The organism is Diaminobutyricibacter sp. McL0608, assembly GCF_039613825.1.
Classification (GTDB): Bacteria; Actinomycetota; Actinomycetes; order Actinomycetales; family Microbacteriaceae; genus Diaminobutyricibacter.
On record NZ_CP154826.1, the window covers coordinates 2705907 to 2726569 of the forward strand.

Genomic DNA, 20663 nt, shown 5'->3' on the forward strand with positions numbered 1-20663 from the left:
GTCACGCTGCAGGCGTGTCGGCCGTGCCGACAGACGTCTGCTGCACCGTCGCGCCTTTGAAGTCGACGGCGAGCATCAGGGGCTGCCACCGGGTCTCGGCCTTCTGGGCGACGAGGTCTGCGGCGGCGAGGCGCTGGCTGGGGTCACTGCACAGCACCAGGATCGAAGGGCCCGCGCCTGAGACGACGGCTGCGAAGCCGCTCTCGCGCAGGAGGGTGATGAGCCGGTCCGTCTCCGGCATCGCGGAGGCCCGGTAACTCTGGTGGAGTTTGTCCTCCGTCGCCGCGTGGAGCAGTTCGGGACTCTGGATGAGCGCTGCGACGAGCAAGGCCGATCGGGACAGGTTGAAGACGGCGTCTTCGTGCGGCACCGACTCCGGCTGGAGGCTGCGGGCGAGGGCCGTCGACATCACGTGCTCGGGGACGAAGACCAGCGGCGAGACACCACGGTGCACGATCAGCTTCTTGAAGCGCGGACCTTCGGGCGTCACCCAGGCGATCGTGAGTCCGCCGAACAGGGCGGGCGCGACATTGTCGGGATGCCCTTCCATCTCGTTGGCGAGGGCGAGCAGCCCCTGCGCATCGATCTCGACGATCCCTTCGAGGAGCCCTTTCGCGGCCATGATGCCGGACACGATCGCCGCCCCGGAGGAGCCCAGCCCGCGGCCGTGCGGGATGGCGTTGCGGGCGATGAGGTCGAGTCCGGGCATCGGGTGGCCGACGGCAGTGAAGGTGTGAGCGATCGCCCGCACGACGAGGTTGCTCTCGTCCGTCGGCACCTCGCCGGCGCCCACGCCGTGCACCTCGACCGTCGCACCGGGCTCGTCGCGGACGCGCACCTCGAGTTCGTCGTACAGCGCGAGCGCGAGCCCCAGGGTGTCGAAGCCGGGACCCAGGTTGGCGCTGGTTGCCGGGACCTTGACCGTGACCGAGCGTCCGCGCAGGTCGCCGGCGGCGTGGCTCACGCCCCGGCTCCCGCCGTCAGGCCGAGCACCTCGGCGATGGCGGTGACGTCGACGGGCACGATGGTGGGCTGCACGTCGGAGCCGTCGGCCGTGCGGAGCGCCCACTGCGGGTCTTTGAGCCCGTGGCCGGTGACGGTCAGCACGACGGTCGCGCCGGCCGGGATGACTCCCGCCGCGGAGCGCTCGAGGAGTCCGGCGACGCTGATCGCGGAGGCGGGCTCGACGAAGATCCCGACTTCGGCGGAAAGGATGCGGTGCGCTTCGAGGATGCGGGTGTCGTCGATGGCACCGAAGTAGCCGTCGCTGTCGGCGCGGGCGTTGAGCGCCAGATCCCAGGAAGCCGGGTTGCCGATGCGGATCGCGCTCGCGATCGTGTCGGGGTTCTTGACGGGGTGGCCGAGCACGAGCGGCGCGCTCCCCGCTGCCTGGAAGCCGAACATCCGCGGCAGTTTCGTCGATTCCCCGCGCTTCAGCTCTTCGGTGTAGCCGCGGTGGTATGCGGTGTAGTTGCCGGCGTTGCCGACCGGAACGATGTGGAAGTCCGGTGCGTCGCCCAGTACCTCGACGACCTCGAACGCCGCCGTCTTCTGCCCTTCGATGCGGTCGGGGTTGACGGAGTTCACCAGGTGCACGGGGTAGTTGGTGGCCAGGTCTCGTGCGATCTCGAGGCAGTCGTCGAAGTTGCCCTGCACCTGCAGGAGCTGCGCGTTGTGGGCGATCGCCTGGCTCAGCTTGCCCATCGCGATCTTGCCTTCGGGCACCAGCACGACGGCCTGGATGCCCGCGTGGGTCGCGTAGGCCGCGGCGGACGCCGACGTGTTGCCTGTGGATGCGCAGATGACGGCTTTCGCGCCGTGCTCGACGGCTTTGGAGATGGCCATCGTCATGCCGCGGTCCTTGAACGACCCAGTCGGGTTCATCCCCTCGAACTTGACGAACACGTTCGCACCCGTGCGCGCGGAGAGTGCCGGCGCCGGGAGGAGCGGCGTGCCGCCTTCGCCGAGCGTGATGATCGGCGTCGCGTCGGAGATGTCGAGACGGTCCGCGTACTCGCGCAGGACTCCGCGCCACTGGCGGCTGTTCGGGCGTGGGGTGTATTCGGCGGGCATTACGATCCTTCGACTCGGAGTACGGATGCGATGGCACTGACCACGTCACTCGCGCCCAGTGCCTCCACGGTGGCCGCCAGCGCGGCCTCCTCGGCTTCGTGGGTGCCGATTACAAGGGTAGCGGTGGCCGCCCCGTGTTCCTGACCGTGCTGGGCAGGAGCGTGCAGTCCTGGAATCGATTGCTGCACGGTCTCGACCGATACGCCACCGTCGCTCAGGATGCGTGCGACAGAGGCGAGCACACCGGGCTGGTCGACGACCTCGAGCGTGATCTGGTAGCGGGTGATGACCTGCCCGACGTCGAGGACGGGCAGCTGCGCGTGGGTGGATTCCGCGACACCGGGGCCCCCGACGACGTGGCGGCGCGCGGCCGACACGAGGTCCCCGAGCACGGCGGATGCGGTCTCGATGCCTCCGGCACCGGCACCGTAGAACATGAGGTCGCCTGCCGCGGCGGCCTGGACGAACACCGCGTTGTGGGCGCCGTGCACGGCGGCGAGCGGATGCGTGCGGCTGATCAGCGCGGGATAGACGCGTGCGGAGACGCCTTCGACCCCGGTCACTGGGTGCACGATGCGCTCGCAGATGGCGAGCAGCTTGATCACCGAGCCGCTGTCGCGCGCGGCCTCGACCTGTGCCCGGTTGATCGCGGTGATGCCTTCGCGGTACACGGACTCGATCGGAACGGTGGTGTGGAACGCGAGGCTTGCGAGGATGGCCGCCTTCTGTGCCGCGTCGTACCCTCCGATGTCCGCCGTCGGGTCGGCTTCGGCGTAGCCGAGCTCGGTCGCAGTCGCGAGCGCGTCCTCCAGGGTCTCACCGTTGACATCCATGCGGTCGAGCACGAAGTTGGTCGTGCCGTTGACGATGCCGAGGATGCGGTTGACCCGATCTCCGGCGAGGCTGTCACGCAACGGGCGGATGATCGGGATGGCGCCGCCGACAGCCGCCTCGTAGTAGAGCTGTGCTCCGACCTGTTCCGCCGCCTCGAAGAGTTCCGGCCCGTGGGTGGCGAGGAGCGCCTTGTTGGCCGTGATCACATCCGCCCCCGAGTTGAGCGCGAGCAGTACATAACTGCGCGCCGGCTCGACGCCGCCCATCAGCTCGACGACGATGTCGGCGCCGAGGATCAGGGATTCTGCGTCGGTCGTGTACAGGTGCTTCGGCAGTTCGACATCACGTTTCGCGTTCTCGTCGCGCACGGCGATGCCGACGACTTCGAGACTGGCCCCGACGCGGGCGGCGAGTTCGTCGCCGTGCTCCAACAGAAGCTTCGCGACCTGCGAGCCGACCGAGCCGGCTCCGAGGAGCGCGACCCTGAGGTTGCGGTATTCGATCATTCGGATGCTCCTTCGCGGAATCCGGCGTCGCGCGCCAGCAGGTCGGCCTCGGTCTCGCCGCGCACGATCACGCGGGATGCCCCGTCGCGAACGGCGACGACCGGCGGCCGCCCGAGGTAGTTGTAGTTGCTGGCGAGCGACCAGCAGTAGGCGCCCGTGACAGGAACCGCGAGCAGATCGCCCGGTCGCACGTCGCCCGGAAGGTAGTCGGCGTCGACGACGATGTCGCCGCTCTCGCAGTGCTTGCCCGCGATGCGGACCAGGGCCGGCTCGCTGTCGCTGACCCGGTTCGCGATGCGCACCGAGTAGTCGGCGCCGTAGAGGGCCGGGCGGGCGTTGTCGCTCATCCCTCCGTCGACACTCACATAGCGGCGGACCGCAGTGATCCCGTCGTCGGCGGTGGAGACGAGGACGTCCTTGGTGGTGCCGGCCGAGTAGATGGTGAATCCCGCCGTGCCGATGATCGAGCGGCCCGGTTCGAAAGCGACGACCGGGACCGGGATGCCGAGGGTCGCGCATCCTGCCGCCACCACCTCTGCGATGCGGTCGGCCAGCTCGCCGATCGGGGACGGGTCGTCGTGGGTCGTGTACGCGATACCGAAACCGCCGCCGAGGTTCAGCTCGGGCACGGGACCGCCGGCGAGGAGTTCGGAGTGCACGGCCAGCAGGCGCGCAGCGGACTCGGCGAAACCGTCGGAGCCGAAGATCTGCGACCCGATGTGACAGTGGAGCCCGATGAAGTCGAGGCCGGCGTGCGAGCGGATGCGCGCGACAGCGTCCGCCGTGTCGCCGAGCGAGATGCCGAACTTCTGGTCTTCGTGGGCCGTCGCCAGGAAGGCGTGCGTGTGGGCGTGGACCCCGCTGTTGACACGCAGCCGCACCCGCTGGACGCGGCCCTGGCCGGCGGCGGCCGAGGCGACGCGCTCGATCTCCTGCAGGCTGTCGATGACGATGGCGCCTACTCCGACCGACACCGCGCGTTCGATCTCGGCGACCGACTTGTTGTTGCCGTGGAATCCGAGCCGGCCCGGATCGACACCCGCGGCGAGCGCGACAGCGAGCTCCCCGCCGCTGCATACGTCGATGTTGAGGCCTGCCTCGGCCATCCAGCGCGCGACCTCGATGCTGAGGAACGCCTTGCCCGCGTAGTAGACCTTCGCCGACGATCCGACCCGCGCGAACGCTGACGTGAGCGCATCCCGCACCTCGGCCGCCCGCTCGCGGACGTGCAGCTCGTCGACGACGAAGACAGGTGTCCCGTAGCGTTCGGCGAGTTCACCGACCGTCACCCCGCCGACCGTGACCTCGCCGTTCGAGCGGGTGACCGTACGCGGCCAGAGCGCAGGCGAGAGCGTGTTGGCGTCGTCAGGGACGACCAGCCACTGCGGTGCGAGCGGATTCGAAGCCACGGGGAAACCTCACGGGTCGGGACGAGTGGGGGTCTCTCGGGGCGAGCGGACCCGGCTTGGTCCCTGAAGCCGTTTGGAGAACTGACGCGTCAAGCGCGCGGTACCGGAATTCTAGCGAGGATCGGTGACGGGCTTCGACTTCGTTACGAACAGCTTCCTTTGGTGGCGAGCGTCTCCTGCGAGAGCACGATGTCGTGGGCGGTCAGGTGGATGGTCGCCTCGCCGGGGACGACCGTGACATCGTCGACTTCAACACCGGCCGGGAGGTATTGCGCGACGCAGACCGAGAGCGGTTTCGAGACGACGGCGCCGAGCAGCTTCGAGAGGTCGAGGTTGCCCCCGCCCGCCTTCACCTCGGCCTTCGTGGGCTGCAGGAGGATCGACTCGCCGGCCGCCGTCGGCTCCACCGTCACCGTGTAACCGATCGACAGACCGAGGACCTTCGTGGTCCCGTCGTATTTGATCGTCCCGTCGCCGAGCGTGAGGTCGCCGGTGGCGCCCGGCAGGCGCAGAAGAGAGTTGATCGACGACTGGCTGATCGTGATCGTGCCCGCGATGTCGGACACCGGCTTCGTCAGATCGACGGGCACGCCCTGCGCCACGACGGATGCGGACAGCGGGACCCCTTCGACTGTCAGCTTGGGAGCATCCAGGGTCACCTGTTCGAACGAGCCCGACAGATACTGCGCGATCACCGAGGTGCCGCCGATCTGGACGGTGACGTCGCCCTGCACGAAATCGGGGAAGTTCTGCTCGATCTCGGCCTTGACGCGGCTTTCCGCATAGGCACGCACCAGACCGTCGGCGGCGAAGTAGAGCACGACGAGCGCGATGATCGAGATCGCGATCCAGATCATCGCCCACATTCCGCGACGCCGCCTGCGCGGCGCGGGCGCCGGTGCAGGCGCGGACGGGACGAGCGGTTCAGTCGGCTGGGTTGCGTCCGTCATCGCTTCATCCTCACATGCGGTCGGGTGCCGACACTCCGAGGAGGCCGAGACCGTTGCGGACCACCTGGCTGGTGGCATCGTTCAGCCACAGCCGGGTGCGGTGCAGGTCGGTGATGGGCTCGTCGCCGAGCGGGATGACCCGGGTCGCGTCGTACCAGCGGTGGTAGAGGCCCGCGACCTCTTCGATGTAGCGCGCGACGCGATGCGGCTCACGCAGCTCGGCGGCCAGCGCGACGACCCGCGGGAACTCCTGGAGAGCACCGAGGAGCGCGGACTCCGTCTCGTGGGTGAGCAGTTCTGGGGCGAACGCGCTGCGATCGACCCCGGCGGTCCTCGCGTTGCGGGCGACGGAACGGGTGCGGGCGTGCGCGTACTGCACGTAGAAGACGGGGTTCTCGTTGGTGCGCTTGCTGAGCAGGTCGAGGTCGATGTCGAGCTGCGAGTCGCTCGACGAGCGCACGAGGGCATACCGGCCGGCGTCGACACCCACCGCGTCGACGAGGTCGTCGAGCGTGACGATGGTTCCGGCGCGCTTGCTCATCTTCACCGGCTCACCGTCGCGAACGAGGTTGACCATCTGGCCGATCAGGATCTGCAGGTTGACGCCCGGAGTGTCCCCGAATGCCTCGACCGCTGCCATCAGGCGCCCGACATACCCATGGTGGTCGGCGCCGAGCATGATCAGGTTCTGCTCGAAGCCCCGCTCACGCTTGTTGAGGTAGTAGCCCAGGTCGCCGGAGATGTAGGCGGGCTCGCCGTTACTGCGGATGATCACCCGGTCGCGGTCGTCACCGAACGTGGTCGTGCGCAGCCAGACCGCGCCGTCCTCCTCGAAGATGTGGCCCTGCTCGCGGAGGCGCTCGATGGCGCGCTCGACCGCACCGGACTCGTGCAGCGAGTCCTCGTGGAAGTACACATCGAAGTCGACACCGAACCCGTGGAGCTTCGACCGGATCTCGGCGAACATCAGCTCGGTTCCCATCGCACGGAACACTTCCTGCTGCTGTTCCCGCGGGAGGCTCGCGATGTCGCCCTCGTAGCGCTCCACGACCTGCTCCGCGATGTCGCCGATGTACGCACCGCCGTAGCCGTCATCGGGCGTCGGCTCACCGAGGTAGGCGGCGAGAAGGCTGCGGGCGAACCGGTCGATCTGCGATCCGTGGTCGTTGAAGTAGTACTCGCGCGTCACATCCGCACCCTCGGCCGCGAGGATGCGTGCCAGGCTGTCGCCGACAGCCGCCCAGCGGACTCCGCCCATGTGGATGGGTCCGGTCGGGTTCGCCGAGACGAACTCGAGGTTGATCGGGATGCCCGCGTAGATCGAGCCGTTGCCGAACGCCTCACCGGCGTCGACGATCGTCTTCGCCAGCTGACCGGCGGCGGCGGCGTCGAGACGGAAGTTGATGAAGCCGGGTCCTGCGACTTCGGCCGAGGCGACACCGTCGATGCCGGATGCGGCCTCCGCGATCTCCGCGGCCAGCTCGCGCGGGTTCGCACCGAGCGGCTTCGCCAGCCGCATGGCGACATTCGTCGCCCAGTCGCCGTGCTCGCGGTTCTTCGGACGCTCGAGCGGAACGTCGGCGATGGTCACGACGACCGGCGGAGCATCCGGGTCGGCCGCTCGTCGCCGGTCGACGATCGGGGTCACGATGTCGAGCAGGGCGGCAGAGAGGTCGGCTGGAGTCACAGCCAGCAATTCTACCGGGCCGCGGCTGGACGCCGGACGGGAGTCGGTCGGGAACCGGTCGGGAACCGGCCGCATCGATTCCGCAACGAAGGCCGAGTGTGGACGGTTGCACCCATCCGCTCTTGATAAGGTCGCGATGACGCGCGACGGTGCGCGACTCACGACATTCCGCACACCCGCATCGCACAAGGAATACCCGACATGGTTGAACCGACCCGCAATCGATTCGCAGGCCTCGCGCGCGCAGCCGCCGTCGTCGTGGTCGTGGCCGGCACGATCGCCCTCAGCGCCTGCGCCGGCGCCGGCAAGCCGACCCCCACTGCGACTCACGCGTCCACCACGGCCCCCTCGACGGCGCCCAGCGCCGCGCCGACTCCGACCCCGACGCCATCCGATCCTCCGACGCCGGTGACACTCACCTGCGACCAGATCGTCACGGCAGACCAGATCTACGCCTACAACCCGAACTTCGGCGCGGACCCCGGCTACGCACCGGCGTCCGGTTCGCTCGAAGCGACCATCGCCGGTTACAAGGGCGTCGCGTGCGGCTGGCTGAACCAGACCAGCAACGACGTCATCGAGATCGCGGTGGCGAAGCCTCCGGCGAGCGAGCTCGACGGGCTCAAGAACACTGCGGTGACCAACAGCCAGCCGGTGCCCACGTACGGCGTGCCCCCGCAGGTCGAGGGCTATTTCGCGATGCGCGGCGCCAAGGGCGAGGTGCAGATCTTCACCGGCACGTACTGGGTCGTGGCGAATTCGCCCGCCTTCCAGGAGCCGGGCGACGCCGCGCCCCTCATGCAGAACGTGCTGGACAACCTGCCGAAGCAGTGATGCTAACCTAGGTTTCGCACTCCTGGCCCCCATAGCTCAGGGGATAGAGCGTCTGCCTCCGGAGCAGAAGGCCGTAGGTTCAAATCCTACTGGGGGCACTTTTTCCGGGTCGTTTCCAACGATCGCGTTCCGCGCTCACGCGGCGACTGGTCTCGCCGGGTCCTTGCCCCACTCGGCCCAGCCGCCGTCGTGCACCTTCACGCCGCTGCGACCCAGCAGATAGGTGAGCACGAACCACGCGGTCGAGCCGCGCCCGCCCACCGTGCAGTAGGTGATCATCCGCGTCGGTTCCGCTCCCTCGAGCGCGAACACCATGGCCAACGCCTCCCGGTCGCGATACCGCCCGGCTTCGTCGAAGACCCCGTCGAGGCTGACGTTGGTCGCGCCCGGAATGTGACCCGCGCGCCCGCCCGGCTCCATGCCTCCCGACGGCCAGAACTGCGCACCGTCGAACTCAGGGGGCGTCCGCATGTCGAGGATCCGGGTCCCGGGATCGTCGAGCAACGCCGCCACCTCGTCCCCCGTCGCGCGGATGCTCGCGTCGATCGCGGGCATCCGATACTCCGACGCCTCCGGAACCGCAGCATCCGTCGTCCACGGGAGCCCGGCATCCTGCCAGTCGTCGCGCGAGCCGTCGAGGATGAGCACGTCGGCGTGCCGATAGAGCTTCATCATCCAGAACGCGAGCGCCGGCGCGTACCCGTAGAACACGACGGTGGTGTCGGGTGTCAGTCCCGATCGGCGGAACAGGTCGACGATGGCCGATTCCTCGACCAGGCTGTAGTCCGCGTTGCGGAAATCCCGGTACACGTTCCACAGCAGTGCACCCCGGATGTGGCCGACCGCGAAGTTCTTCGCGTTGACGTCAACCTCGACCACCTGGATGCCCGGATCGTCGAGCCTGCTCGCGAGCCACTCCGGCGAGACGAGCACCTCCGTCTGGGTCATCGTGCGTGCCGCGCCTGCTGTTGCCTGAGACATCGTGGGCCTCCCTCTCGATCACTCCAACTGGATCCAGCTGAGCAGGTCCTCCTGCTCGACCGATTCGTAGAGGGCGGGATGGTCGGTCTTCATGTGCTCGCGGATGGCCGCGATCACGTCGGTGTCACTGTCGCCTCGGGCGATGTACCCGCATTCGCAGCGGATGATCCTGGACATCTCGTCCTCCTGTCGTAGGTGTACTCGGGGACTGTTGACAGAATGTTGGCATGACATTGGCGTCGCGTGCACCGACGCGGATCCAGCTGTGCGGCACGACGATCGTCGAGGCCGCCGGCGAACGTCTCGAAGGCAGGCTTCCCGGTCGCCAGGGACGGATCCTCTTCGCCTTCCTGGTGCTCAATCGCGACCGCCCGACGAGTCGTTCGGAGCTTGCCGAGGCCGTGTGGCCACGCGAATCGTCGCAGGCCGCCTCGGAGACCGGCCTCACCCCCCTGATCTCGAAACTGCGGCGGATGCTCGGCGCCGATCGTCTCGACGGGCACGCGACCATCCGGCTCGTCCTCGACGCGGACGCCCGCGTGGATGTCGAGGACGCCGTCAGTTCCGTCCATCGCGCGGAGTCGCAGCTCGCCCTCGGTAACTTCACCCGCGCCTGGGCACCTTCGATGGCGGCGCTGTATGTGGCCGAACGCGAGTTCCTGGCCGGCGAGAGCAACCCGTGGGTGGACGAGCAGCGACGCCTGATGGCCGGGGTGAGGATGCGCGCACTCGAGGCGTATGCGACGGCGTGCGCGGGTACGGGAGGAACCGAACTCCCCGCGGCGATTCGGGCGTCGCGGGACCTCATCCGCCTCGCTCCGCTGCGCGAGAGCGGATACCAGTTGCTGATGCACGCACTCCGCGACCAGGGCAATCCCGCGGAGGCCCTCGCGGTCTATGCCGACCTCCGTGCGGTCCTCCGTGACGAACTGGGCGTGTCGCCGAGCGCAGCCAGCCAGGCCGTCTACGACGAGCTCATCCGGGACTGATCCGCCCGGACCGGCTATCGCGGGAGCGGCGGGAACTCCGCATCCGGCAGCCTCTCGCCACGGGCGAGTCCGAGTCCGTCTGTGACCGGATGCTCGCCCCCGCTGAAGGTCAGGTCGCGGTCCACGTAGATGTTCACCTGCGCCCAACGGAACTCGTCGGTGTCGTTCGCGTTCGCGGTGTGGGGCGTATACCCGTTGTGGAATGTGACGTCGCCGGCACGGAGCGGGATCGTGACGCGCTGCTCCCAGACGAGGTCGGGCGCAGCCGTGAAAAGGTCTGTGCCTCCGGTGAGGTCGATCGCACGGATGTCGTGCCGGTCCTGCTGGGCGGGGATGAAGGTCATGCAGCCGCGCTCCACGGTCACGTCGGTGAGCGCGATCCACGCAGAAAGACTGTGACGGGAGTTCTCGTGCGGCCAGTACGGGGCGTCCTGGTGATATTCGGTCTTCGCTCCGTTGTGGGGTGCTTTCACCAGGAGCTGGTCGTGCCAGAGCCGGAGGGGAACGCCGGCGAGCTGCGTTGCGATGGAGGCGAGGTCGGCGTTGAAGGTGAGGGCGCGCAGCACGTCGTCCGTCTTCCACACCTGGATGATCTGGCGGAAGATGTTGCCTGCGTAGGCGAGCCCGGTGTCGGCGTCGTAGCGTCGGGCGGCCGCGTCGCGGTAGCGCTCGACCTCCTCGGCGGTGAGCACGGACGGGATGTGCGCGAAGCCGTCGCGCCGATAGGACGATACGAGGTCGTCGTCAAGACGGAACGGAGTCGAGACGAGGTCGGCACTGGCCATGGTTCGAGCCTTTCGGTGAAGTTGTCGTTCGGTGTGAAGGGGATGTTCGACTACGATTCTTTCTCTGCACCGAGCGATCCGCGTAGTACGATGCGACCAATAACTAGCACGATTCTGCATACGATTGGTCCCCCGCGTGGAGCTGTACCGACGCCGCGACATCTTCGTCGCGCCCGACGAGGAGGTCGGCGCCGCCCGCATCGCGGTCGACGGCGACATCGGCGAGCACACGCACGACTTCATCGAGATCGCGTTCGTCCTGCAGGGGCGCGCCCGCCATCGCTCGGTGGCCGGAACGGTCGTTCTCGAGCGCGGCTCCGTCGCCCTCGTCCGGCCGGGCAGCTGGCACGCCTACGAACCTCTCGAGCCCCTGACGGTCGTGAACCTCTACCTCGCGCCGGAACTCCTGCACGGCGACCTCTCATGGATCCTCGAACACCCGGCCCTCGCCTCCGCCCTGCTGCGCGGTGGTGCGCGGATCGCGACCATCTCCGATGCAGCGCTGGAACGCGCATCCGTCTGGCTTGCGCAGCTGGAGTTGCTCGAGGCTCCGCGCCGGCGCCCCGCGCTGCTCGGGCTCACGTCGTGCATCCTCGCCGAGCTGGTCGACGCAGAACTCGTCGGGCCGCCGACCGCCACCCGACCGCCGTCACCGTTCGTGCGCCAGGCGATGACCCTGCTGGCAGACGACCTCGACCGCCCGTGGACCATCGCGGCGCTGGCAGCGGCGACCCGGGTCTCGGCGCCCCACCTCCACCGGTCGTTCCGCAGCCAGGTCGGAGTTGCGCCGCTGGCGTGGCTCGACCAGCTGCGCGGTGAGGCGGCGGCGAGGCTCCTCGTGCAGACCGATCTGCCGGTGGCCGAGATCGGTCGCGCGGTCGGCTGGACGGACCCCAACTACGCCAGCCGTCGTTTTCGAGCGCGGTACGCGATGACGCCGACGCAGTACCGGCACCAGTTCACCCAGCCGGCCGGGTCAGGGCTACGCTGAATCGATACCGGGGACAGGGTAGAGAAGGAGCGGAACGCAATGGCTGCGACACGGACACTTTTCATCGGGGGCACCGGAGTCATCAGTTCGGCGTGTGTCGCCCGGGCAGTCGAAAAGGGCCACGAGGTCACAGTCCTCACGCGAGGACGCCCGACGAACCGGCCGTTGCCGAAGGGCGTCGAGGAGTTGCACGCGGACATCCGCGATCCACAGACCGTGCGCGCCGCTCTCGGCGAGCGTTCATTCGACGTGGCGGCCGAGTTCCTGGCGTTCACGCCCGAGCACATCCGCACCGACCTCGAGTTGTTCGAGGGCAGGGTCGGTCATTACGTGTTCATCAGTTCCGCGTCGGCGTACCAGAAGCCGCCCGCGCGGGTGCCCGTCGTGGAGTCCACTCCGCTGCGCAACCCGTTCTGGCAGTACTCGCGGGACAAGATCGCGTGCGAAGACCTGCTCGTCGAGGCGTACCGCGAGCGCGGTTTCCCCGTGACGATCGTGCGGCCGTCGCACACCTACGACCAGACGCTGATCCCCACCAGCGGCGGCTGGACCGACCTCGACCGGATGCGACGCGGCGCACCTGTCATCGTGCACGGCGACGGGACCAGTCTCTGGACGATCACGCACAACACCGACTTCGCTGTCGCCTTCGTCGGGCTTCTGGGACGCCCCGAGGCTGTCGGCGACTCGTTCCACATCACCTCGGATGAGGCGCCGACCTGGAACCAGATCTATTGCTGGCTCGCCGAGGGTCTCGGTGTCGAGGCCGACCTCGTACACGTCGCCTCTGAGACGATCGCGGCGGTCGTGCCCGAACTCGGTCCTGGCCTCGTCGGCGACAAAGCGCACTCCATGCTGTTCGACAACTCGAAGGTGAAGGCCCTGGTGCCGGAGTTCCAGACCCGCACCACCTTCGCGCACGGGGCCGGCGAGATCGTCGACTGGCACCTCGCGGACCCGGCGCGCCAGCGTGTCGACCGCGATCTGGACGCCGCCTTCGACCGGCTCGCCGACCTCGCGCGCTCGGTCTGACGGCTCAACTCCACCGTTTCAACACTCACCCGATCTTCCGTCTACAGTCGCGCCCGGAAACGGACTCTTTACTATTAAGAAACTTTCCTGATACATTCTGAAATCAGAATCGTTCCAACGAAGGGATGTGCGGCGCGTGACAACGAAACCGGTACCGGGAACGCCCTCGTGGCTCCGTGAGACCAACGACCGCACCGCCCTGGCCCTCCTGCTCGAGCACGGCGTGCTCACTCGCACGAGGATCGGCGAACTCTCCGGATTGTCCAAGCCCACCGCCGCCCAGATGGTCTCCCGTCTCGAAACCGCGGGCCTCATCCACGCGGTCGGCGAAGTCTCCGGCGGTCGCGGTCCGAACGCCGCCAGCTACGCCGTCCGTGCCGACCGTGTGCTCGGTGTCGCCGTCGACATCAACTACCAGGTGATGCGGGCGACAGTCGTCGACGCGAGCGGCCACGAGCATCCGACCGTCACGGTCACACTGTCGCGCTCCGCGAAGGACCGCTCCGCGGCGACGGATGTGCAGACCGCCATCGATGCGGCCTGCGAAGCCGCGGGCACGCCCGCCGACGCGGTACGTACGGTGGCCATCGGCGTCCAGGGCGCCCTCGATCCCCGCACCGACGAGCTGAGCTTCGTCGAGACGCTGCCCGGCTGGCCGCGCAAAGGCATCCGCCGCCACCTCGAAGACGCTCTCGGCATCAGCGTCCACATCGACAACGACGTGAACCTGGCTGCCATCGCCGAGCGCTCCGAGGGCGCGGGAGAGGACTCCAGCGGATTCGCTCTGCTCTGGATGGGCGACGGTCTCGGCCTGTCCGTCGACCAGGGCGGTGTCGTACACCGCGGAGCATCCGGTGGGGCCGGCGAGATCGGCTACTTACCTATCCCGAAGTCCGCCGGCAGACTCGACCCGGAAGCGTCGGACCTGCAGGGCCTCATCGGCGGGACGAGCGTCGCACGCATCGCACGGTCGCACGGGATCCGCGGGCGCAGTTACGCTGCCCTCGTCCAGGCGATCGCCGACTCTCCCCAGCGGGAGGCGGTGCTGCACGACCTGGCACCGCGTATCGCAGCCGGGGTCATCCCGGTCCTGGCGATCCTCGATCCCGAACTCGTTGTGCTCGGCGGACCGACCGGCCGAGTGGGCGGGGACCGTCTCGCCGAGCTCGTCGGCCAGCACGTGAGGCGTGCCTCCCGCTGGACCGCCACCATCGTCTCGACCGACGTGGCCGAGCATCCGGTTCTCCGCGGAGCGCGCGAGCACCTGCTCGCCGAAGTCCGCAACACGCTCTTCTCCGAGGTCAGCCGCATCACCGCCTGAATGTCCAAACCAACGAACAGTGAGGAATACACAGTGAAACACCGTTCCCGCCACATCATCGCTGCAGTCGCGGTCACCGCGGCCGCGGCTCTGACCCTCGCCGGGTGTTCCGGCGGGGGAAGCAGCACAGCCTTCCAGTCGACGGCGCCGTCGAGCCTGTCGGGCACCGTCTCGTTCTGGCACTTCTTCTCCGACCGCGAGGCGAAGGCGATCCAGTCGGTCGTCGACGACTTCGAGAAGAAGTACCCCAAGATCAAAGTCGAGGTGCACTCCGGTCAGGACGACGAGAAGCTCCGTAAAGCGATCGCGACCGGGAGCAAGGTCGACGTCGGAGCCTCGTACTCGACCGACATCGTCGGCAACTTCTGCTCGACGGGCGCGTTCCGCAGCCTCAACAATGTGATCGAGCGCGACAAGGTCGACATGAGCCAATTCTCGCCGACCGTCAAGAGCTACACCGAGTACAAGGGCAACCGCTGCTCGATGCCCATGCTCGCCGACGTCTACGGCCTCTTCTACAACAAGGATCTCCTCAGCGCGGCCGGGTTCAGCGCTCCCCGAAGACGCTGTCCGAACTCGAGAAGATGGCCGACAAGCTGACCACGTACAACCCCGACGGTTCCATCAAGACCCTCGGATTCAACCCGACGATGGGCTGGTACGAGAACGCCGCAGCGCACTACGGCCCCGCGGCGGGTGCCGAATGGCTGAAGGCCGACGGAACCAGCGCGATCAGCTCCTCCCCGGGCTGGACCGAGCTGATCAACTGGCAGAAGGCGTTCGTCGACAAGATCGGCTGGGACAAGCTGAACACGTTCACGTCCGGCCTCGGTCAGGAGTTCTCCGCCGACAACGCCTTCCAGAAGGGCAAAGTCGCCATGAACCTGGACGGTGAATATCGCACCGCGTTCATCGACGACCAGGCGAAGAACCTCAACTACGGAACGGCACCGTTCCCGACCGCCGACGACCACACCGAACTGTACGGCGGCGGCTACATGACCGGAAACATCATCGGCATCTCGAAGGGGTCGAAGAACCCCGAGCTGGCGTGGGCGCTCCTCAAGTACCTCACAACCGACACCGGAGCCGTGGTCAAGCTCGCCAACGGGCTCAAGAACGTTCCGACCACCACGGATGCGCTCAACTCGCCCGACCTCCAGGTCTCGGACCAGTACAAGACGTTCCTCGACGTCGCGGCGAACAAGAATGTCGCGACCACTCCGGCGAGCCCGCTCGGTGCCGGCTACCAGCAGTCCTTCCAGGATTGGTGGAACAAGTACCAGAGCGAAGGCGGCGACGTCCAGTCCGGGCTGAAGAGCGTCGACAAGCAGATCAACGACGCACTCGCTCTCGTCTCGGGTCCGTGACGTGACCTCGACGACCACACGCGAGGGGCGGGCGGCCACCGCCGGCCGCTCCTCGCGGGCGGGCAGGAAGCGGAAGCTGGCGACGCTCGCCCTTCTGACTCCGGCCCTCCTCGGCCTGCTGATCTTCTTCGTCTACCCGCTGATCGCATCCGTCTACTACTCGTTCACCCGGTTCGACCTCGTGTCGGCGCCGCAGTGGATCGGTCTGCGCAACTACGTCTACCTGTTCACACAGGACCCGAACGTGTGGACGGCGACCGTCAACACCCTCTGGTTCATCGTGTTCTGGGTGCCGGCGAAACTCGTCTTCGCGCTTCTGATCGCGGGTCTCCTGGCCCGGGCGAAGAAGGCTTCCGGCGTCTGGCGGACGATCTTCTACCTTCCCGCTCTCGTCCCACCGGTCGCCAGCGTCGTCGCGTTCGTGTTCCTCTTCAACCCGGGGACCGGACCGGTGAATCAGATCCTCAAGGTGTTCGGCATCCAGGGACCGCTGTGGTTCAACGACCCAGCGTGGTCGAAGCCGTCGCTGACGCTGCTCGGCATCTGGGTCATGGGCGACATCATGATCATCTTCCTGGCCGCCCTGCTCGATGTGCCCCGCGAACAGTACGAGGCCGCATCCCTCGACGGCGCCAACGGCGTGCAGCAGGTGCGCTACGTGACGATCCCCAGCATCGGGCCTGTGCTGCTCTTCGCCCTGGTCACCGGGGTGATCGCCGCCGTTCAGTACTTCACCGAGGCGGCGGTCGCGTCGGGCGTCGCGTCGGGCAAGGCGGTCGTCGGCGAAGGCATCGGCACGAACATCGGATACCCGGACCAGTCGCTGCTCACGTACACGCAGTGGCTCTACGTCCGCGGCTTCAGCACCTACCAGCTCGGGTACGCGTCGGCGCTCGCGGTCGTCCTGTTCATCGTCTCCAGCGTGATCCTCATCTTCCTGCTCCGCCGTTTCAAGGCGTTCACCCCGGAAGGCGCACAATGACCTCCGCAACGCTCACCGAGCGACCCGCTCAGCCGCCGGCATCGCCGCCCCCGCCGAAGCGCCACACTCCCCCGCTGCGGGGCCGACGGCTCCTGGGCTGGATCGCCGAACACACGCTACTGGTGGCGCTGGCCGTGGTGTTCATCGCACCGGTCGTCTTCGTCGTGCTCACCTCGCTGATGTCGAGCGACCAGACGCTCACCGCATCCCTCTGGCCTCAGCCGTTCGTGTGGAGCAACTACCTCACGGTGTTCCAGACGGTGCCGCTGCTGCAATGGTTCGGCAACTCCGCGCTCTACGCTGTGCTCGCGACCGCGTTCATGCTGCTGTCCTCAGTGCCGGCCGCCTACGCGCTCGCCAAGATCAAGTTCCGTGGCGCGAACGTGCTGTTCACGGCGATCATCATCGCGATGCTGCTTCCGCCGCAGGTCACCGCCATCCCGATCTACGTGATGTGGTCGCAGCTGAACCTGACCGGGACCCTCTGGCCGCTCATCCTCCCGAACCTCCTCGGGGACGCCTTCTCGATCTTCCTGCTGCGCCAGTTCTTCCTGACGATCCCCAGCGAGTACGCGGATGCTGCGCGCATCGACGGCTGCGGCGAGTTCGGGGTGCTCTGGCGGGTGATGATCCCGATGGCGAAGCCGGGGATCGCGGCGACCGCCATCTTCATGTTCTTCAATTCGTGGAACGACTACTACGGACCGCTCCTCTACACGTCGGAGAACTCGGACAACTGGCCGGTCGCGTACGGTCTCGCATCGTTCCGCGGTGTTCACGGAACGGACTGGGGGCTCACGATGACGATGACGATCCTCGTCACGGTCCCTGTCGTGATCATCTTCTTCTTCGCCCAGCGCGTCTTCGTCGAGGGCATCACACTCACCGGCGTGAAGGGATAGCCGTGAAACTGACAGTCGTCGGTGGAGGATCCACCTACACCCCCGAACTCATCGACGGGTTCGCCCGCATGCGCGAACTGCTTCCGATCGAGGAGCTCTGGCTGGTCGACACCGACCCGGAGCGACTCAGGCTCGTGGGCGGGATGAGCGAACGGATGTTCCGCGCTGCGGGTCACTCGGGGCGGATCGTCGCGACACAGGACCTCGTTGCCGGGGTGTCGGATGCGGATGCCGTGCTCATCCAGCTGCGCGTGGGCGGCCAGGCGGCTCGCCACGGCGACGAGACCTTCCCCCACGAATGCGGGTGCATCGGGCAGGAGACGACGGGCGCCGGCGGATTCGCGAAGGCACTGCGCACGGTGCCGGTGGTCCTGCGGGTCGCCGAGACGGTCCGTGCGCATGCGAAGCCGGATGCGTGGATCGTCGACTTCACGAACCCCGTCGGGATCGTCACCCGCGCACTCCTGCAGGAGGGCCACCGTGCGGTCGGGCTATGCAACGTGGCCATCGGATTCCAGCGCCGGTTCGCGAGCCTGCTGGGCGTCGACCACACGGCGATCACGCTGGGCCATGTGGGGCTCAACCACCTGACGTGGGAACGCGCCGCATACGTGACCGATGCGAGCGGAACCCACGACGCGCTGCCTGCCCTCCTCGCGGCCGACCTCGACCAGCTCGCCGAGGAGATCGAGCTTCCGGCTCCGCTGATCTCGATGCTCGGAAGCGTGCCGTCGTACTACCTGCGGTACTACTACGCGCACGACGAGGTCCTGAGGGAGCAGCTCGGCGCGCCCACCCGCGCAGAAGCCGTGCAGGAGGTCGAACGCGCGCTGCTCGACCTGTACGCCGACCCGTCGGTGGACACGAAGCCGGATGCGCTGGCCAAGCGAGGCGGCGCGTTCTACTCTGAGGCTGCCGTGGACCTCATCGCCTCCCTGACCTCCAACCGTCGAGACACGCAGATCGTGAACCTGCGGAACGACGGCACCCTGCCGTTCCTGCCGGACGACCACGTGATCGAGGTACCGGCCGTCGTCGGCACGGACGGGCTCACCGCGCTTCCGGTCGAACCCCTCCCTGCCGACATCGCGGGTCTCATCTCGCATGTCGCCGGGTATGAGCGGCTTGCGCTGGACGCCGCCGTGCACGGTGGGCGCGGCCGGGTCGTCCGGGCGCTGCTCGCGCATCCCCTGGTCGGCCAGTACGACAAGGCGGAGAAGCTCACAGACCTTCTGCTCGCCCGTAATCGCGAGCACCTGGCGTGGGCACGATGAGCGCGGCGGATAGCCAGGACGGCATCGTCCTCGCTGTCGACGGCGGCGGATCGAAGACGGATGCTGTCGCTCTCGACCTCGCAGGCCACGTCCTCGCCACGGCGCGTGCGGCGACCTCCAGCCCGCACATCATCGGGGTCGATGCGACGATCGCCCTCATCGACGGGCTCGTCGGCGAGATCGCGGCGCAGACCGACGGCAGACCGCTGCTCCAGGCGAACATCTATCTCTCGGGTCTTGACCTTCCTGCCGAAGTGGATGCCTTCTCCCGTTCGATCAGGGGCTTCAGCTGGGCCTCCGGTTCCGGCGGTCGTCCGGCGATCGTCGACAACGACCTGTTCGCGCTGCTGCGCGCAGGAACGAACGAGGCGGATGCGGTCGCCGTCGTCTGCGGGACCGGCATCAACTGCGTCGGGGTCCGGGCGGACGGGACGGTCGCACGCTACGCGTCGCTCGGGATGATCTCCGGCGACTGGGGCGGCGGCTGGCACCTGGGCGAGAAGGCGCTCTGGCATGCCGCGCGCGCCGTCGACGGGCGCGGGCCCGCCACCTCCCTCGTCAAGGCGGTTCCCGAAACATTCGGACTCGCCGACGTGCAGGCCGTGATCGAGGCGATGCATTTCGGGCGCCTCGCGAATGCCGAGCTCTCGGCGCTGAGCCCGGCCGTCTTCCGGGCAGCCCGTGAAGGGGATGCTGTCGCCGGTCGGCTCGTCGACCGGCAGGCCGACGAGATCGTGACCTTCGCAGAGACGACGCTCCGCAAGCTCGACCTGCTCGACCGGCCGACGCCGCTCGTCCTCGGTGGCGGCGTCATCAGCGCACGCGACGAACGGCTCATGGGCGGGATCGAGCGCGGACTGGCTGCGCGCGCACCCCTCGCCCACGTCGAACTCGTGACGGCAGCGCCCATCCTCGGCGCCGGGCTGCTCGCCCTCGAGGCGGTCGGCTCCGGCCGGGATGCCCTGGCGACGGCGCGCGCGGAGCTCTCGTTCCGCCAGGCGTCGTTCTCGGTGGCCGGCTGAGCGCATCCGGCGGTGGGACACCTTCCTGATTCCGCGACCCGGTGGTCTAATCGGAAGGAGGGAGGATCTCACGGCATACGACGACGCTCGGCGCCGGATGGTTCAGCGCCAGCTCATCCCGCGCGGGATCGGGGATCCGCGGGTCCTCGATGCGATGGGTCGCGTGCCGAGACACGAATTCGTCCCTCTCGACATCGTCGACTATGCCTACGAGGACCGGCCGCTGCCGCTGAGTGACGGGCAGACCATCTCGCAGCCGTACATCGTCGCGCTGATGGTCGAGAGCGCCCGGATCGGGCCGGACGACGTGGTGCTCGATGTGGGCACCGGCTCGGGTTACGCGGCCGCGGTGGCGGCGGAACTGGCCGACCGCGTCTACAGCATCGAACGCCAGCCGCGCCTGGCCGCAAGCGCCGCGACCCGTCTGCGCGGACTCGGCTATCGCGTCGAGGTGATCGAAGGCGACGGTTCGCTGGGCTGGCCCGACGGCGCCCCGTACGACGCCGTGCTCGCGGCGGCGACCGGGCCCTCGGTGCCGGATGCCTGGGTGGAGCAGCTCGCGCCGGGTGGCCGCATCGTGATGCCGATCGGTTCGCCCAGGGGATCCCAGCATCTCGCCGCGTTCACGCTCGACACCCATGGCCGGCTGCGCGAAGAGAACCTCGGAGCGGTCAGCTTCGTACCGCTCCTCGGCGCCCAGGCCTGGCCGGTCGACGGCTGA

The 20663-nt window shown here is 68.0% G+C and carries 21 protein-coding genes and 1 tRNA gene; 13 read left to right on the top strand and 9 right to left on the bottom strand.

Annotated elements, in window-relative coordinates; genetic code table 11:
• Position 1: 1 nt before the first annotated feature.
• The 6 genes from thrB to argS all read right to left on the bottom strand — a co-directional run bounded on the left by thrB (position 2) and on the right by argS (position 7459).
• Positions 2-964 (bottom strand): homoserine kinase, encoded by a 963-nt coding sequence (gene thrB, locus AAYO93_RS12830; protein ID WP_345761572.1) that lies wholly within the window; start codon positions 962-964, stop codon positions 2-4.
• Positions 961-2073, bottom strand: coding sequence for a threonine synthase (thrC, locus tag AAYO93_RS12835; RefSeq protein ID WP_345761573.1), 1113 nt, complete (start codon positions 2071-2073; stop codon positions 961-963). The genes thrB and thrC overlap by 4 nt, the downstream gene beginning before the upstream one ends.
• Positions 2073-3413 carry a homoserine dehydrogenase gene (locus AAYO93_RS12840; protein WP_345761574.1) on the bottom strand — a complete coding sequence of 447 codons (1341 nt, stop codon included), beginning with the start codon at positions 3411-3413 and terminating at the stop codon, positions 2073-2075. Before AAYO93_RS12840 ends, thrC begins: the two co-directional genes overlap by 1 nt.
• Positions 3410-4822, bottom strand: a complete 1413-nt coding sequence (lysA, locus tag AAYO93_RS12845) for a diaminopimelate decarboxylase (protein ID WP_345761575.1) — start codon at positions 4820-4822, stop codon at positions 3410-3412. The genes AAYO93_RS12840 and lysA overlap by 4 nt, the downstream gene beginning before the upstream one ends.
• A gap of 143 nt (positions 4823-4965) precedes the next feature.
• The gene (locus AAYO93_RS12850) at positions 4966-5772 is read right to left on the bottom strand and encodes an LmeA family phospholipid-binding protein (RefSeq protein ID WP_345761576.1); all 807 of its coding nucleotides are present in this window, start codon (positions 5770-5772) and stop codon (positions 4966-4968) included.
• A 10-nt stretch (positions 5773-5782) separates the two neighbouring features.
• The gene (gene argS, locus AAYO93_RS12855; protein WP_345761577.1) at positions 5783-7459 is read right to left on the bottom strand and encodes an arginine--tRNA ligase; all 1677 of its coding nucleotides are present in this window, start codon (positions 7457-7459) and stop codon (positions 5783-5785) included.
• 201 nt (positions 7460-7660) lie between these two features.
• On the opposite strand from argS, the gene AAYO93_RS12860 reads away from it, so the two are divergent.
• On the top strand, positions 7661-8293 hold the full coding sequence (locus AAYO93_RS12860) for an iron ABC transporter ATP-binding protein (RefSeq protein WP_345761578.1): 633 nt from the start codon (positions 7661-7663) through the stop codon (positions 8291-8293).
• Between the two features lie 25 nt (positions 8294-8318).
• A tRNA-Arg gene (locus tag AAYO93_RS12865) sits at positions 8319-8391 on the top strand.
• A gap of 37 nt (positions 8392-8428) precedes the next feature.
• Here the strand turns inward: AAYO93_RS12865 and AAYO93_RS12870 are convergent.
• Positions 8429-9274, bottom strand: coding sequence for a sulfurtransferase (locus AAYO93_RS12870; protein WP_345761579.1), 846 nt, complete (start codon positions 9272-9274; stop codon positions 8429-8431).
• Between the two features lie 18 nt (positions 9275-9292).
• Positions 9293-9451 carry a DUF1059 domain-containing protein gene (locus AAYO93_RS12875; protein ID WP_345761580.1) on the bottom strand — a complete coding sequence of 53 codons (159 nt, stop codon included), beginning with the start codon at positions 9449-9451 and terminating at the stop codon, positions 9293-9295.
• A gap of 50 nt (positions 9452-9501) precedes the next feature.
• Here AAYO93_RS12875 and AAYO93_RS12880 point away from each other — a divergent pair, with 50 nt between their 5' ends.
• Positions 9502-10263, top strand: a complete 762-nt coding sequence (locus AAYO93_RS12880) for an AfsR/SARP family transcriptional regulator (RefSeq protein WP_345761581.1) — start codon at positions 9502-9504, stop codon at positions 10261-10263.
• 14 nt (positions 10264-10277) lie between these two features.
• On the opposite strand, the gene AAYO93_RS12885 is transcribed toward AAYO93_RS12880, so the two are convergent.
• Positions 10278-11048: a phytanoyl-CoA dioxygenase family protein gene (locus AAYO93_RS12885; protein ID WP_345761582.1), complete on the bottom strand. Its 771-nt coding sequence runs from the start codon at positions 11046-11048 to the stop codon at positions 10278-10280.
• A 136-nt stretch (positions 11049-11184) separates the two neighbouring features.
• Here AAYO93_RS12885 and AAYO93_RS12890 point away from each other — a divergent pair, with 136 nt between their 5' ends.
• The 10 genes from AAYO93_RS12890 to AAYO93_RS12935 all read left to right on the top strand — a co-directional run bounded on the left by AAYO93_RS12890 (position 11185) and on the right by AAYO93_RS12935 (position 20663).
• Positions 11185-12039, top strand: coding sequence for an AraC family transcriptional regulator (locus tag AAYO93_RS12890; protein WP_345761583.1), 855 nt, complete (start codon positions 11185-11187; stop codon positions 12037-12039).
• Between the two features lie 39 nt (positions 12040-12078).
• Positions 12079-13071 (top strand): SDR family oxidoreductase, encoded by a 993-nt coding sequence (locus tag AAYO93_RS12895; protein WP_345761584.1) that lies wholly within the window; start codon positions 12079-12081, stop codon positions 13069-13071.
• Positions 13072-13207: 136 nt separating this feature from the next.
• Positions 13208-14392, top strand: a complete 1185-nt coding sequence (locus AAYO93_RS12900; protein ID WP_345761585.1) for an ROK family transcriptional regulator — start codon at positions 13208-13210, stop codon at positions 14390-14392.
• A gap of 33 nt (positions 14393-14425) precedes the next feature.
• The gene (locus tag AAYO93_RS12905) at positions 14426-14992 is read left to right on the top strand and encodes an ABC transporter substrate-binding protein (RefSeq protein ID WP_345761586.1); all 567 of its coding nucleotides are present in this window, start codon (positions 14426-14428) and stop codon (positions 14990-14992) included.
• Positions 14977-15762: an extracellular solute-binding protein gene (locus AAYO93_RS12910; RefSeq protein ID WP_345761587.1), complete on the top strand. Its 786-nt coding sequence runs from the start codon at positions 14977-14979 to the stop codon at positions 15760-15762. Before AAYO93_RS12905 ends, AAYO93_RS12910 begins: the two co-directional genes overlap by 16 nt.
• 1 nt (position 15763) lies before the next feature.
• A complete protein-coding gene (locus AAYO93_RS12915) occupies positions 15764-16744 on the top strand; it encodes a carbohydrate ABC transporter permease (protein ID WP_345761588.1) in 981 nt (326 codons plus the stop codon).
• Positions 16741-17646 carry a carbohydrate ABC transporter permease gene (locus AAYO93_RS12920; protein ID WP_345761589.1) on the top strand — a complete coding sequence of 302 codons (906 nt, stop codon included), beginning with the start codon at positions 16741-16743 and terminating at the stop codon, positions 17644-17646. Before AAYO93_RS12915 ends, AAYO93_RS12920 begins: the two co-directional genes overlap by 4 nt.
• A gap of 2 nt (positions 17647-17648) precedes the next feature.
• The gene (locus AAYO93_RS12925) at positions 17649-18920 is read left to right on the top strand and encodes a 6-phospho-beta-glucosidase (protein ID WP_345761590.1); all 1272 of its coding nucleotides are present in this window, start codon (positions 17649-17651) and stop codon (positions 18918-18920) included.
• Positions 18917-19942, top strand: coding sequence for an N-acetylglucosamine kinase (locus tag AAYO93_RS12930; RefSeq protein WP_345761591.1), 1026 nt, complete (start codon positions 18917-18919; stop codon positions 19940-19942). Before AAYO93_RS12925 ends, AAYO93_RS12930 begins: the two co-directional genes overlap by 4 nt.
• Positions 19943-20039: 97 nt before the next feature.
• On the top strand, positions 20040-20663 hold the full coding sequence (locus AAYO93_RS12935; RefSeq protein ID WP_345761592.1) for a protein-L-isoaspartate(D-aspartate) O-methyltransferase: 624 nt from the start codon (positions 20040-20042) through the stop codon (positions 20661-20663).

Bases quoted from the DNA above. Each gene is read 5' to 3' on its own strand.
- AAYO93_RS12885 (WP_345761582.1), bottom strand. From the start codon at position 11,048: ATGGCCAGTGCCGACCTCGTCTCGACTCCGTTCCGTCTTGACGACGAC.
- thrC (WP_345761573.1), bottom strand. From the start codon at position 2,073: ATGCCCGCCGAATACACCCCACGCCCGAACAGCCGCCAGTGGCGCGGA.
- AAYO93_RS12880 (WP_345761581.1), top strand. From the start codon at position 9,502: ATGACATTGGCGTCGCGTGCACCGACGCGGATCCAGCTGTGCGGCACG.
- AAYO93_RS12870 (WP_345761579.1), bottom strand. From the start codon at position 9,274: ATGTCTCAGGCAACAGCAGGCGCGGCACGCACGATGACCCAGACGGAG.
- AAYO93_RS12850 (WP_345761576.1), bottom strand. From the start codon at position 5,772: ATGACGGACGCAACCCAGCCGACTGAACCGCTCGTCCCGTCCGCGCCT.
- AAYO93_RS12920 (WP_345761589.1), top strand. From the start codon at position 16,741: ATGACCTCCGCAACGCTCACCGAGCGACCCGCTCAGCCGCCGGCATCG.
- AAYO93_RS12930 (WP_345761591.1), top strand. From the start codon at position 18,917: ATGAGCGCGGCGGATAGCCAGGACGGCATCGTCCTCGCTGTCGACGGC.
- AAYO93_RS12840 (WP_345761574.1), bottom strand. From the start codon at position 3,413: ATGATCGAATACCGCAACCTCAGGGTCGCGCTCCTCGGAGCCGGCTCG.
- AAYO93_RS12895 (WP_345761584.1), top strand. From the start codon at position 12,079: ATGGCTGCGACACGGACACTTTTCATCGGGGGCACCGGAGTCATCAGT.
- AAYO93_RS12910 (WP_345761587.1), top strand. From the start codon at position 14,977: ATGGCCGACAAGCTGACCACGTACAACCCCGACGGTTCCATCAAGACC.
- AAYO93_RS12875 (WP_345761580.1), bottom strand. From the start codon at position 9,451: ATGTCCAGGATCATCCGCTGCGAATGCGGGTACATCGCCCGAGGCGAC.
- AAYO93_RS12935 (WP_345761592.1), top strand. From the start codon at position 20,040: ATGGTTCAGCGCCAGCTCATCCCGCGCGGGATCGGGGATCCGCGGGTC.
- AAYO93_RS12860 (WP_345761578.1), top strand. From the start codon at position 7,661: ATGGTTGAACCGACCCGCAATCGATTCGCAGGCCTCGCGCGCGCAGCC.